This window comes from Vibrio sp. GJ43-1, from assembly GCF_055808835.1.
This window is the reverse complement of sequence record NZ_CM147885.1, coordinates 1,460,790-1,473,707: the sequence shown is the minus strand read 5'-3', so window position 1 is coordinate 1,473,707 and position 12,918 is coordinate 1,460,790. Positions and strand designations below refer to the sequence as shown.

11 protein-coding genes, 1 tRNA gene and 2 pseudogenes are annotated in these 12,918 nt (G+C 42.5%); 7 read left to right on the top strand and 7 right to left on the bottom strand.

Annotated elements, in window-relative coordinates; genetic code table 11:
- Positions 1 to 87 precede the first annotated feature (87 nt).
- Positions 88 to 181: transfer RNA gene (locus tag AC0L66_RS24000), tRNA-Ser, on the bottom strand.
- Between the two features lie 329 nt (positions 182 to 510).
- Here AC0L66_RS24000 and AC0L66_RS23995 point away from each other — a divergent pair.
- Entirely contained in the window at positions 511 to 1,191 is a 681-nt protein-coding gene (locus AC0L66_RS23995; RefSeq protein WP_265673929.1) for a MaoC family dehydratase, read from the top strand.
- Positions 1,192 to 1,319: 128 nt separating this feature from the next.
- On the opposite strand, the gene AC0L66_RS23990 is transcribed toward AC0L66_RS23995, so the two are convergent.
- From AC0L66_RS23990 to AC0L66_RS23975, 4 genes are read right to left on the bottom strand one after another with little or no spacing between them, the layout of a single operon-like run.
- A complete protein-coding gene (locus AC0L66_RS23990) occupies positions 1,320 to 1,475 on the bottom strand; it encodes a VRR-NUC domain-containing protein (protein ID WP_473569748.1) in 156 nt (51 codons plus the stop codon).
- 1 nt (position 1,476) lies between these two features.
- Positions 1,477 to 1,902 carry a hypothetical protein gene (locus AC0L66_RS23985; protein WP_473569746.1) on the bottom strand — a complete coding sequence of 142 codons (426 nt, stop codon included), beginning with the start codon at positions 1,900 to 1,902 and terminating at the stop codon, positions 1,477 to 1,479.
- Between the two features lie 8 nt (positions 1,903 to 1,910).
- A complete protein-coding gene (locus AC0L66_RS23980) occupies positions 1,911 to 2,357 on the bottom strand; it encodes a hypothetical protein (RefSeq protein ID WP_473569744.1) in 447 nt (148 codons plus the stop codon).
- The gene (locus tag AC0L66_RS23975; RefSeq protein WP_473569743.1) at positions 2,321 to 2,938 is read right to left on the bottom strand and encodes a hypothetical protein; all 618 of its coding nucleotides are present in this window, start codon (positions 2,936 to 2,938) and stop codon (positions 2,321 to 2,323) included. The genes AC0L66_RS23980 and AC0L66_RS23975 overlap by 37 nt, the downstream gene beginning before the upstream one ends.
- 456 nt (positions 2,939 to 3,394) lie before the next feature.
- On the opposite strand from AC0L66_RS23975, the gene aroG reads away from it, so the two are divergent.
- Together aroG and AC0L66_RS23965 are read left to right on the top strand one after the other, a co-directional pair.
- A complete protein-coding gene (gene aroG, locus AC0L66_RS23970) occupies positions 3,395 to 4,447 on the top strand; it encodes a 3-deoxy-7-phosphoheptulonate synthase AroG (RefSeq protein WP_265674355.1) in 1,053 nt (350 codons plus the stop codon).
- A 147-nt stretch (positions 4,448 to 4,594) separates the two neighbouring features.
- Positions 4,595 to 5,020, top strand: a complete 426-nt coding sequence (locus AC0L66_RS23965; RefSeq protein WP_473569741.1) for a hypothetical protein — start codon at positions 4,595 to 4,597, stop codon at positions 5,018 to 5,020.
- A 162-nt stretch (positions 5,021 to 5,182) separates the two neighbouring features.
- Here AC0L66_RS23965 and AC0L66_RS23960 read toward each other — a convergent pair.
- Positions 5,183 to 6,313 (bottom strand): annotated as a pseudogene (locus tag AC0L66_RS23960) (mechanosensitive ion channel family protein).
- Between the two features lie 267 nt (positions 6,314 to 6,580).
- Positions 6,581 to 7,720, bottom strand: coding sequence for a peptide-methionine (R)-S-oxide reductase MsrB (gene msrB, locus AC0L66_RS23955; protein WP_473569740.1), 1,140 nt, complete (start codon positions 7,718 to 7,720; stop codon positions 6,581 to 6,583).
- Between the two features lie 336 nt (positions 7,721 to 8,056).
- Here msrB and AC0L66_RS23950 point away from each other — a divergent pair, with 336 nt between their 5' ends.
- From AC0L66_RS23950 to AC0L66_RS23935, 4 genes and pseudogenes are all read left to right on the top strand, one after another.
- Positions 8,057 to 8,455, top strand: coding sequence for an OsmC family protein (locus AC0L66_RS23950; protein WP_265674359.1), 399 nt, complete (start codon positions 8,057 to 8,059; stop codon positions 8,453 to 8,455).
- Positions 8,456 to 8,538: 83 nt separating this feature from the next.
- Positions 8,539 to 8,820: a YdcF family protein gene (locus tag AC0L66_RS23945; RefSeq protein ID WP_473569738.1), complete on the top strand. Its 282-nt coding sequence runs from the start codon at positions 8,539 to 8,541 to the stop codon at positions 8,818 to 8,820.
- Complete coding sequence (locus tag AC0L66_RS23940) at positions 8,796 to 9,449, top strand: YdcF family protein (RefSeq protein ID WP_473569736.1); 654 nt, start codon at positions 8,796 to 8,798, stop codon at positions 9,447 to 9,449. The genes AC0L66_RS23945 and AC0L66_RS23940 overlap by 25 nt, the downstream gene beginning before the upstream one ends.
- Before the next feature lie 181 nt (positions 9,450 to 9,630).
- Positions 9,631 to 12,809: pseudogene (locus tag AC0L66_RS23935) on the top strand (response regulator).
- Positions 12,810 to 12,918: the final 109 nt, after the last annotated feature.

The window sequence follows — 12,918 nt, the reverse complement described above, 5'->3', positions numbered from 1 at the left end:
ACGCCGCTACAGACAAACCATCGCACCACAGACAACTGCACGCTAAATGCAAAAAAGCCGCTAATAATTAGCGGCTTTTTTTGAATGTGGCGGAGAGATAGGGATTTGAACCCTAGAAGGGCTATTAACCCTTGCTTAGTTTTCAAGACCGTAGTGCTTTCGACCACTCAGCCATCTCTCCGTTGTTGGCGCTAATATTATTCGTTACGCCCAACGCTGTAAAGACTAAATTTACCTTCAGTGAACTGTTTGCACAAATCCTGCACGTTTTGCTTTTAGAATGACCAAAAGTCAGATTGTTCTGAGTGTAGTTGAAAATAGATCTCGATATCCACTCAAATTGATAACGTTTACAAATTAATAAAATATTGTTTTTTATGCTTAACTGGTTGATTATTTTAAATAAAATGCCGTTCAGAATACGGGTGTTAGCTCAAAAACATTTGCACGAAGTTGTGAACTGATTCAAAATATTACGGTTAGTTGAAACGACTGTAAGCTGAGGTCAATATGAAAGTGGTAAAATTGTTTAAACAAAGCGCTGATTCGATTAAGCATCAGTCTGAGCTTATGCAATGGATGTCGCCTGCAATTCGCGAGTATTGGTCTGAGTTTGTTGATAAAACCCACAACCGTAATTTTCTTGCATGGGTTAGAGACTACCACAAGCCTGCAGTAAATGAACCCCATGTTTCGGATTTGACGCCAGAGATTGTGCTAAAGCCAGAAGCACAGCGTTTATACCTAGAGCTGCAAAGCAAAGTTGGTACGGTCATTCACGAGGGGGACTGGCTAACGGTTGGTCAAGAACGTATTGATCAGTTTGGCGCTGTTACTGAAGATAATCAGTGGATTCATACGGACCCTGAGCGTGCGACAACAGAATCACCGTTTAAGACAACCATTGCTCATGGTTTTCTTACCTTGTCTTTGCTACCAGCGTTGACAGATAGCGTTGATCCAGATAAACCAATGTTTCCAACCGCTAAGATGATGGTTAATATTGGTCTTAATCAAGTTCGATTCCCATATCCAGTGAAAGCAGGAAGTAATCTGCGTGCAAAAAGCACCTTAGTAAAGGTCACACCAATCAAAAAGGGATTGGAGATAGAGCGAGAGATTCGAGTGGAAATTGAAGGGATTCGTCGTCCTGCATGTGTTGCGACATCGGTGATTCATTTGCACTTCTAGACATTCTAATTAAATACAACAAAGCCCAGTGAACGCACTGGGCTTTGTTGTATTTAACACCATATATTAGGGTGCGGTTTACGATTGAAACACGAGAATCTAATAACGAATGTCTGATAACGATTCAGTTAAGGTGCCGCCGTTACGTAACAGACCTCATAATTAAGGTTAAGCGCGTTAAAAACCTTCATCCAGCGCTTCTGATTATCTTGAAGCCTATCTCCCGGTCCTTTAACTTCACACCAGAACCACTGATTACCTTTGAACGCAATAAGATCGGGCATGCTAAGCTTGATACGTTTTTAGATCAATCAGCATAGTTTTAAACAAAGCGGCGAGAACGGCGTTAGGAATGGTGGTGATCGCCAGCTCTATCCACTCTTTCTCAACGACATCCCAAGCGACAAATGGATTTTGCAGCCCGTATTTATCATCAATTATCGAAGTAAATTGACGGATTCCCGATGTTCGAATCTCTGCTAGTCGAGCGTCGATTATGTGTCTACGTTTTGTTTTAAAGCTATCGCGGTATAGGTCGAGTGGCTGGCGTTGATAAGGATTGATAAAGGCACCATCGACCGGAGCAAAGATAATATCCCAAAAAGCGAGACCAAATAGAGTGTTCAGAAAGTGATTTTCTAGATAAAAAGTCTGCCAACCCTCACTAGCTAACGAGTCGAGAACTGCCCATTCGACACGTTGAGTACTCATATCTAACGTTACGGTTCGTTCAGGGATAGGGAATACCACCTAGGTTTGGGGTGAGAGGTATTGAGTTTCTTTGCGACGTGAGCGGCAAGGCGAAGGCCAATCTCTTGTTCAGGTACGCTTTTCGGATGTTCTAGTATCGATGTAACAAATGATTGGGCCTCCAGGAAATGTTCTTGTTTAAGGCACATCCTAGCGCAACGTTCTCGTGCTGGTGGTAACTCGGTTTGTTTTAATAAATGGATAGCTTGATCATAATTGTTGAGACGTTCCAAATCTCGACCTACAGCGTTAATCAGTTTACCCGCGAGTCGAGTAGGATAGCTACCCATCGTTGTTGGGATATGTAGGGAAAACTCTGTCAGAGACCTCTCGCATGCTTTATCGATATCTTTATACTGTGCCAATAACGCGTGAAGCGTCATCGTCGTATCAATATCTTCTCTTTTATTAAACATGCGAGTATTGGGTGAGATTTCATAGTTTTCAAAACGATGAACACCAAGATCGTTGAGTACGAATTGCGCAAACTCTTGATGTTGGTTACCAAAAAAAGTAGACAGAACAGCTTGAGCTTGTCGTTATCGACTAACCGGAGTGTTGTAAAAGGAAGATTGAGCGGTGGATGGTCACTAAGTGCTGAAAGTTGTCGCAGGAGTTCCGGTTTGCGTGCTGTTTTCGGTAGCTCTGGAAAAAAAGACAAAATTTCGGCTTTAGTAAGCAATGTGCTCGCCAAGGTTACTACGTCAATATTCGTCGTATTAATGAATTGCTCGTTCACCAACTCGTGGATGCAATTTTTCATTGAGCTGAGTTCAGAGTAGTGCAACTTGTCACTACGAAACCATTCCCCTTTTCGTGTCATTAACCGTATGAGTAGACATTGCGCATCTTCTGTTAGCGCTCGAAAACGCACTAACCAAAGGTGCTCTTCATGATGAAGAAGGTCAGCATATAAATGTTCTACATGGATTAAAAGTTTTTGAAAATTAGCTAGATAATATTTAGGCGCAAGCGTAATTTGAGATGATATTGACACGGGCACCCTTACGGACACTTGAAGATATGAATTAACGTCCGAACTACTATGTAAGTGTTCAAAACAGAGAGTGCGGTACTAACTGGTCGAACACACATCGTAGCGCCAAACTGAGCGCTTCTCAAGTAGAGTTGTGGTGACCATTGCAAGCTCATGGCAGTGCCGTGATAGACGAATTCGAGCAATGGTTGGAACATATGTTTTGCCGCGGTTACAAATAATTATTTGTTCGGCAGGGTATAACTGGTGAATTATTAGTCACTTAAGGTGTACATAGTTCTTTACGTTGCGTCATTAATTAAAAACAGGTGGTAAATTTGCCTTTTTTTAAAATTAATGATTGCACTATTTGCTGCAAGCAGATAAGTTACCAACAAAGAGCACGACATAAGTCACATAATGGAGTGTACATCGTGCTTGATAGTCGTAGATACAAAGAATAGGAAGAAGTAAGCAATGTTCCAAACTGATGATGTAAGAATTAATAAAGTAAAAGAACTCCTACCGCCAGTCGCGGTACTAGAGAAATTTCCAGCGACAGAAGTTGCTTCTTCGACAACCTTTAATGCACGCCAAGCGATTCATAATATTTTGTCCGGTGATGACGATAGACTACTTGTGATCGTTGGCCCTTGTTCTATTCACGATACGGAAGCGGCAGTAGAGTATGGCAAACGCCTTAAAACGCTACGTGATGAGCTTGGCGACAAACTGGAAATCGTTATGCGTGTGTATTTTGAAAAGCCACGTACGACGGTTGGTTGGAAAGGCTTGATCAACGACCCATACCTTAATGATACCTTTAAAATTAACGATGGCCTGCGAATGGCTCGTAAACTTTTGCTCGACTTGACGGATATGGGCATGCCGACGGCGAGTGAATTCCTTGATATGATCACACCTCAATATGTGGGTGATTTAATCAGCTGGGGTGCCATTGGTGCTCGTACCACGGAGTCGCAAGTTCACCGTGAATTGGCTTCAGGTATTTCTTGTCCAGTTGGGTTTAAAAACGGTACTGATGGTAACATCAAGATCGCTTCAGACGCTATTCGTTCTGCAAGCGCCTCTCACCACTTTTTATCCGTTACTAAATTTGGACACTCTGCGATTATCGAAACTGCAGGCAACAAAGACTGTCACTTGATTTTACGTGGCGGAAAAGAGCCTAACTATAGCGCAGAACACGTCAGTGCTATTAAAGATGAACTCTCGGCTTCTGGTTTACCTAAAAAGGTTATGATTGATTTTAGCCATGCGAACAGTTCGAAACAGTTTTCTCGCCAGAAGGTTGTTTCTGAAGATGTATCCGCACAACTTGCCGCTGGAGAAGACGCTATTTTTGGTGTGATGATCGAATCTCACCTTGAAGAAGGGCGTCAAGATCTTGTTGATGGCGTTGCGGCTAAGTATGGTCAATCTATTACCGATGCGTGCATTGGCTGGAATGACACAGAAGCGGTACTTCGTCAGTTAGCAGACGCAGTTGTTGCGCGTCGTAATGCATGAAGAAAAAGCGGCGACTAGTTTGGTCTGCTAAACCGATTAACTAGAAACTGAGCGAACGAAGCCTCTACTACCATAGAGGCTTTTTTATTTGATATTTACCGTATGTCATGTTTTAATTTTGCATTGATAATATGACTAGGACAAATAATGAACAAGCATACTAGTACTTTAGTGGCGGCATTGGCTCTTGTTTGCACATTGCCAGTGGCAAATTCAGCTGTCGCTGCGCGAACAAACGACGTTTTTTCGTCGGAAGCATTATGCAAGGCGGGATTAGCATTAGCTCTAGATAAGCAACCTAGAGGGATTAATGCAAGAGGTGGCAAGCATTCTCAAGTCTTGCTGTCACTCAAAAAAGGCGGGAATGACTGGGATTACCGTTGTGATGTTAACCGTGGTTCAAAAACGATGAAGTTAGAAGCTAGGGACATGAAACGCAATGATGCCTATCTGAAACAGGCCATTCGCTATGACGTGAACAATGGGGGGCGCTCGGTCGAAGTGAAGATGAAAAGACGTAAAGGCAGCATTAAGTCTGAGCAATACCAAGCGGTACAGCTTAATAATAGTTAGTTGTGCGACGTAATGACATTAGCCGAAAATGAATAAGAGGTGATTCAGGCTCGCTTGTTATTGGTAGAGTGTGATAGCTCAAGAAAGGGACGTTATAACTTCGCTTTCTTGAGCTGAAACATGTGGTTGTCATGGCCTCAATAACTGACTATTGCAATCAAACTATTTGCTTATGATTGAGTTTGGAAAGGTCGGGTTGTTATTGATGACGTCTGGGTTTTCGGACAACACCTTTGGGTCAAACTTCAACGTTTGAGTAGGGTAGGCGATGTCAGCTTCATGCTTATGAACAATTGCCATAATCTGCAGGAGTACATCCTGTTTTACTTCATGGTAGCGTGCCCAGTTTACCGTCTTCGTAAACGCGTAAACAAAGAAATTGAGCGATGAAGTACCAAAGGAATCGAAGTTAACCATTAACGTTTGTTTGCTGTCGATATCGCGATGGTTTTCTAGCATCGTTTTGATCTCACCGACAATAACACTGACTTTGTCGCCATCGTCATACCGAAGCCCAATCGTCTCAAAGATGCGGCGATTAAGCATACGAGACGGGTTCTCAACAACAATGTTACTAAATACAGAGTTTGGGACGTAGAGGGGTCTCTTATCAAACGTACGAATAATGGTCATTCGCCAACCAATTCTTTCTACTGTCCCTTCAATATTGCGATCAGGAGAGCGAATCCAATCACCGACCTTAAAAGGACGGTCGAAATAAATCATCATGCCGCCAAAAAAGTTTGAGAGTAGATCTTTCGCGGCAAGACCAACAATCAAACCACCGACACCACCGAACGTAAGTAGACCGGATAAGCTAAGTCCTAAAGATTGCATCACCGTTAAGATGCCGATCGTAAGGAAGAACAGTCTAGCGACCTTAGCAATGGCTTGGACTGTGGTTTCGTCTCGTTTCTTTTGTGCGAGAACGTGTGTTTCGACGTTTTGAATGAGACGAAGTGAAATCCAAATGAAGATGGCGATAACAAGCAGTAAATCGACTTGTCCAATCCACTGACTATCAATTTCAGAGTGCGCGGAAATAATTAGGCCGATAGAAATCGTCGCTTACCATAGCCAAATTAACGCGCTAATCGGTGAACGAACCGCTCGGATAAGGAGATCGTCCCATTCTAAATGGGTGTGTTGCGCTAATACTTCAATACGTCGATAGATCACTCGCCATGCAATCCAAGCAATGAAACTCGACACTGTGATTAATAGGACATTACTTAACCAATCATAACCGAATGATTGTATGTAATTCTGTAGAACATCCATGGAGCTGTTCATAGGGATAAGACACCTTGTTTGAATTTCGGCCTTCGCTAGTGAGTGTAGAGTCTATCGAAGGTTTGAATAGTCAGATAATACGGGATATTTAGGCGGTTTTGTATTGAGTCACTGTATTTTATTCGTTTGAGTGTCCTTTGGGTATTTTAGGATAGAGCGCAAGCAACGGCTTAGTCAGTGGAAAGGAAGCAATGAAGAGAGGAACACTACGCTGTACGTGAGAGAGAGAACAGGCTGAGTTTATACAGCCTGGTTAGAGGTGATGTTTTATTGATTGAATAGCGGTAAGAACTCATCATAGCCAAGTTGGGCGAGCTTTGACTTAGGAATAAACTTCATCGCCGCGGAGTTCATGCAATAACGTAGCCCGGTAGGTTTAGGTCCATCTTTAAAGACATGCCCAAGGTGAGAATCGCCGATACGGCTTCTTACTTCTGTGCGTGGGTAAATCAATTTAAAATCCGTTGTCGTGACAACATACTTATCACTAATTGGTTTCGTAAAGCTTGGCCATCCGGTACCCGATTTATATTTGTCGGTCGATGAAAACAGCGGTTCTCCAGTCACGATATCGACGTAAATACCTTCTTGTTTGTTATCCCAATAAGGGTTGTCAAATGGTCGCTCAGTTCCGTCTTCTTGTGTGACGTAAAACTGCAGCGGCGTTAACGCCTTTTTGATGGTTTCTTCTGAAGGTTTCTGATACCGCTTGGCATTGGCACTGCCATTTTTATGGTCAATCAGCATCCTTAATGTCATAGGCATTTCTTGGCGATTTTCGCCAAAGATCTCATCCAAGTATTGGTCTCTACCTGAGTTATAGCGGTAGTACTTATATTTGAGGCTACTTTTTTTGTAGTAGTCCTGATGATACTCTTCTGCGGGCCAAAATTGAGTGTAAGCGATCAGTTCTGTCGCGAGTGGTTTTTTGAAAATACCTAACGATTCAATGTCTGACATAAAGTCTATCGCGACCTGTTTTTGTTCGTCGTTATGATAGAAAATAGCGGGCCTATATTGGGGCCCTCGGTCGACGAAGGACCCTTTACTGTCGGTTGGATCAATGTGTCGGAAAAATTGGTCTAGGACGTTTTCGTAGCTGACAACATCCGTATCATAGGTTACCTGAATGACTTCGATATGCCCTGATTTACCGCTCGATACTTGTCTATAGGTTGGGTTTTCAAGATCGCCTCCTGCGTAACCGGATACTACGCTGATCACACCAGGTAGTTTTTCTAAGTCAGATTCCGTACACCAGAAACAGCCACCAGCTAGCGTGGCGATATCCGTACTTTTAGCCGCGACTGCCTTTGTTGAGTCAGCATTGCCGGGTTGGCTTGTCAGTAGGAACACCAGCGGAGTAGCTAATACTGCTGCGGCTAATAGTTTTGAAAATGTTTTCATAAAGACCTCAATCGCTTAAACATCATATTGTTCGGTTAATAAGACAGGGCCACGAAGCAAAAAATTTCAACCGTTGTGAAAATAGTACGCGGTTTTTACGCGCTTAATTTTACGCGCTTATAGTGCTGCGTACGTAGAACCTAGATAAAAAGAACAATACTTTCTCGTCACTCTGCTTTGTTGTGATTGTATTTTTTCTAAATAAAGTAGGTTCGAGTAGCAATCTTAGAAGTAGGGATGTTAAAGTGGAACCGTTGATGTTGGGGAGTAACAACGAATAGAGCTTCCCAATGATGGTCGTAATAACACAGTAATATGAATCGCTTAGAGGCAGATATGCAAGCAGAAGTAAAATGGGTTGAAGGATTTAAGTTTTTAGCAGAATCCCAATCTGGTCATGCTATGGTAATGGATGGCAGTGGCGGCAAAAGTGCACCTAGCCCTATGGAAATGGTGTTAATGGCTGCTGGTGGATGTAGCTCTGTTGATGTTGTTGATGGTTTAAAAAGTGCGAGTCAGAACGTGACAGGCTGTGTTGCTAAGCTGTCTAGTGTTCGACGTGACATGGCACCAAAGATTTTTACTCAAATCAATATTCATTTTGAAGTCAGTGGCGAACAACTTGATCCGGCGATTGTGGCTAAAGTCGCGAAGGACTCATTGGAGAAGTACTGCTCAGTATGCTTGATGTTGGGCGAAGGTGTTGAGATGACCCACAGTTGGGAAATTATCTAGTTACTCATAATAAAATTGATAACAGAACGATTCTAAAAGTGGTGGTGAACGTAAATAAACTTTTTACAGTGGACTCTAATACTATGACCGCCACCGAGTTCGACGGTAACGCTGTTCAGAATAATAGACGAGAAAACCCGCAAACTAAATACGAAGCATTGCTCATTGTTCTGGGTAAACGTCTGAACAATGACCAACTTACGGCAGAAGGTGTTTCGAGAGTAGACGCGTTGATAAAGTACGTCTTAGAAAATGACTGTTCTAAGACGATTATTGCCTTTTGTGGCGGTATAACGGCTGATCAAACGATGTCTGAATCTCAAGCTATGTACCAGTACTTTTGTCAGCAGTTGCCGCAGCGTTAGAACTATCGCTCCTTGGCGCGGTATTGCTTGAAGAGCAATCCACGAGTACGCTTGAAAATATCCAGCACTTATCTCAAGTTGTGATTAGCAGTGGTCTGCTCGTCCCCGGTTCCAGTATTCCGGTACGCTTTATTTCTAATGACTATCATCTAGAGCGGCTAATCGATATTCAGAACTATCTTGATGAACAAGGGCTGCTCAAACGGTTAGTGACGAAGTGCCGAATTCACGGACTAATGATGAAGATTGTTTATGACATATCTGATCATGTTGCGGTCCCTTATCCTCACCAGACCCCGCAGGGTTATGCTTTCTTAGCCGCAGATGAATTAACGACTTATCGTGTATATTTAGAAGGAGTAAGGAATCACGTTTTTGAACGCCCACTCTCTGAAGTAAGAGAAATGCCGCTAAACACAGCTATGAAGGCATTATGCCATTTGAAAGAGTATGGTCGGCGTAATAATGACCAGCTTGTGTTTAGGTCTATTAAAATCTTAGACTCCGCTATTAAGTCGACGTGCCCGGAGTGTTCAACCCAAGTATTACGCGATAGCCTAGCGCAACTAGATAAAACATTGACTCTGTTAAATCGCTATCTTGACCCAGAAAATAACGTAAAGCGCTAGGACTGTTTTGGCATCGCCCTTAGCAATGAATAATTAGATTAATTACTCTGCTAAGAGCGTTAAAATTCGACAAGAAATACCTCTAACTTCATATAAATGCGAAAATAATTGCCAATTGAGTAGAAGCTCACCGATCCTGTTCTAAACTCACTATTAATTGAACTTTCGTTTAGCAAGTGGAATGGTGATGGTAAACTTTTGGAATAGTCTCTCGGTAAAGCGAAAAATATTCTCACTAGTAATACTGCCTGTATTACTCATCCTTTATCTCGCGTTTAGACAAGTGACAACATTAAACACTCAATTAGCTAATTTGGAAAAAGTTAAAGAGCTAGTTGTGTTTTCTCAAGTCTTATCCGATCTTCAAACTAAAGCGCATTTAGCGCGATTAACCAGTGACCCTGTTGAAACGACTGTACAATATGATCGACTTGTCACGTTGTCCGAATCGTTGTTTTCTGGCGAAGAGCTTGAACACCTTCAAGGGCTTATTGCGGATTATCAGGAAAGCATCACCTCGATATCGGATGCGCAAGATGCTGAAGAAAAAAGGGAAATTGTTGAGTGGCAAGTCGATACGTTTGGGCAAATTTTATTATTGCTTGAAAAAGCGCCGCATGGTGGCGCAATTGCGGCAGTCGATGGGCATATGACCGCATTATCTCAACTCGAGTGGTTGATGTTTTGGGCAGAAGAGGAAAACTGGCAAATACAACAATTGGTTGATTATCAAACTGATCAAGATCGTATTGAGATGCTTAAAGATGAAATTCGAAGCCTCACTCAAAGTCAGCAATTATTTGTTGAACGATTTGTTGCGATTAATGCTGACACCGAACAGGTCGCGTTACTGCTAGGTACCTTTTCAGATATTGCTTTTCAACAGAGTAGTCAGTTTCGCGGCACGTTGCTTAGCACCGATAAACCTAATGCCTTACCTGTTGCCGAAGTGAATATTGGCATAAGCGCACTAGCGCTGCGTTTAAATTTGATACAGTCTGTTTCTGATTCCATCGAGATGCAACTTCGCAATGAAATTGGTGCATTGGTTGGCACCTTTGAACAAACGCGCATGGTTTTCTTTACTGGTATCGGGCTTCTTACTGCTCTGGTTATTTTTACGGGGGTGAACCTTGCTCATCGAGTCATTAAAAACCTAAATATAGTATTGAAATACCTAGAGGGCGGAGAACAAGAGCAGCAAGTTTCGTTAAGTGATCGCGTACGTGGCAATGATGAATTGAGCCGTTTTGCTCAAGAAGTTGAGCGACTTACGATAGAGCGACAAGAGAGTCAGAAGCGACTTCTTGAAGCAAAAGAAGATGCTGAGCAGGCCAAGGAAAATGCGATTCAAGCCAGTAAAGCAAAAAGTAGCTTCTTGGCGAATATGTCTCATGAGATTCGTACACCGCTAAATGGGGTAATTGGCATATCAGAGGTGTTATCAGATACCGACTTGACGGCCACGCAAAAAGATTATGTCGACACGATTGAAACCTCGTCTCATTTGTTGCTTAGCCTTATTAACGATATTTTAGACTTCTCAAAGATTGAATCTGGGATGTTACAAATCAACCCTCACTCCACGTCGATTCGTGAATCCATTTATGATATTGCATCGATTGTTGCTCCGAAGGTTAAAGAGAAAGGAATCCAGCTCAACGTTGACATTGATTCAACAATTCCGTTTAGGGTATTAGCCGATGACCATCGAATACGCCAGATCCTAATGAACTTTATGTCTAATGCGGTGAAATTTACTAGTGAAGGTAGCGTTAGCATTGGCGTGCATCATCAAGGTGAGCAAGACAACATGGCGAGCTTGGTCTTTGAAGTAAAAGATTCAGGGATAGGAATTGATGAATCACGACAGGCGAATATTTTTGAGGCGTTTGCTCAAGAGGACGACTCTACAACAAGGCAGTTTGGGGGGACTGGACTAGGTTTGGCCATTAGTACCCAGCTTATTGAGCTAATGGGTGGGCACATTGAACTGGATTCTGAAAAAGGAAAAGGGAGTCGGTTTTATTTTACACTGAACTTACCCATTGATGAACGTACCTACCAGCATAGTCATGAACTCAAATTTGATGAGCTAGTGATGGTTTGTGACGATCTTGAGTACGAGGAGCGAATCAGACGAGATCTTACTTTTTATAATCTTGATATAGCGAGAGTGGTACCAAATCTAGCAAGTCTGCAGCCGTTTACTATGAACAAAAGAACGATTGTTATTTATGTGGAAGGTGGTTCCGTTTCTTCCAAGCACGATGAAGACAGTTTTGCTCAGTTGAATTCGCATCAGTCAGCAATTTGTTTAATCAGGCAGTTTGAGAGTGTTAATCGAGATTTCGGGCGAAATATTAGTGCGCTCATTACTTATCCGCTGCTGGGAAGTCGCTTACTCAAATCAATAGACGCGTGTTGTAAGGCGATCGAGCAAGGCGTTCCTTCGTTTACAAATAACGCTTTACTGACAGAAAGCGTCTTTATATTGCTCGTAGAGGATAATCTCGTTAACCAAAAAGTGGCGTCGCTGCATCTTAAAAAACTTGGCTACGACTATGATATAGCGAATAACGGCTTAGAGGCGGTTGAGCACTATAAGTCAGGTAAAAATTATAGTGTGGTATTGATGGATTGCATGATGCCCGTTATGGATGGCTTTGCAGCGACTAAGGTTATTCGGGATTATGAAACAGCAATAGATGCCCCACGAACTCCCATTATCGCATTAACGGCGAGTGTGGTGGATGACGATATTCAAAAGTGTTTTGATGCTGGAATGGAGGACTACGTACCGAAACCATTCAAGGCGGAGATCCTTAAACAAAAATTGGTGAGCAGTGTAGAAGTCAAGGCTGAAAATATTGCTAATCAAGCGTCTCACCAGCAGTCTACTAAGGTCAATGATGGAGGTAGTGACGAATCCCAAAATGCTGGTGACAAAAATACGTTTGCCTCCCCTGAGTTAGGTGCGGGGGAGGCAATTCGGGTATTGTTAGTGGAAGATAATATGGTTAATCAAAAGGTCGCATCGCTACATCTTAAAAAAGCTGGATATGACTATGTCATTGCTAATGACGGCCAGCAAGCGCTAGATATCTTCCAAAACGATCCCAACTTTGATGTGATTTTGATGGATTGCATGATGCTCGGTTAAAGATGGCTTTACAGCAACCAAGGACATTCGGAGCTACGAGAAGCAGCAAGGGATGTCCCCAACGCCAATTATCGCGTTAACGGCTAGCGTTGTAGATGATGATATTCAAAAATGTTTCGATGCCTGGTATGGATGCGTATGTTCCAAAACCTGTGCGGCGTGAAAAACTTTTCCATGAGATGCAAAATTTGATTTAACTCGTGTCAGCTTTTGCTTTTATATCAATAACTGGCGCCATTCTTGTGGCGCCAGTTATTATTTAGATTTGTAAAAGAGAGGTTTGGCATAGCTTCTTCTAATAGAAGC

Coding starts and splice junctions, on each gene's coding strand:
- AC0L66_RS23990 (WP_473569748.1), bottom strand. CDS start 1,475: ATGCCCGATCTTATTGCGTTCAAAGGTAATCAGTGGTTCTGGTGTGAA.
- msrB (WP_473569740.1), bottom strand. CDS start 7,720: ATGAAAACATTTTCAAAACTATTAGCCGCAGCAGTATTAGCTACTCCG.
- AC0L66_RS23980 (WP_473569744.1), bottom strand. CDS start 2,357: ATGTTTAATAAAAGAGAAGATATTGATACGACGATGACGCTTCACGCG.
- aroG (WP_265674355.1), top strand. CDS start 3,395: ATGTTCCAAACTGATGATGTAAGAATTAATAAAGTAAAAGAACTCCTA.
- AC0L66_RS23995 (WP_265673929.1), top strand. CDS start 511: ATGAAAGTGGTAAAATTGTTTAAACAAAGCGCTGATTCGATTAAGCAT.
- AC0L66_RS23965 (WP_473569741.1), top strand. CDS start 4,595: ATGAACAAGCATACTAGTACTTTAGTGGCGGCATTGGCTCTTGTTTGC.
- AC0L66_RS23945 (WP_473569738.1), top strand. CDS start 8,539: ATGACCGCCACCGAGTTCGACGGTAACGCTGTTCAGAATAATAGACGA.
- AC0L66_RS23985 (WP_473569746.1), bottom strand. CDS start 1,902: ATGAGTACTCAACGTGTCGAATGGGCAGTTCTCGACTCGTTAGCTAGT.
- AC0L66_RS23950 (WP_265674359.1), top strand. CDS start 8,057: ATGCAAGCAGAAGTAAAATGGGTTGAAGGATTTAAGTTTTTAGCAGAA.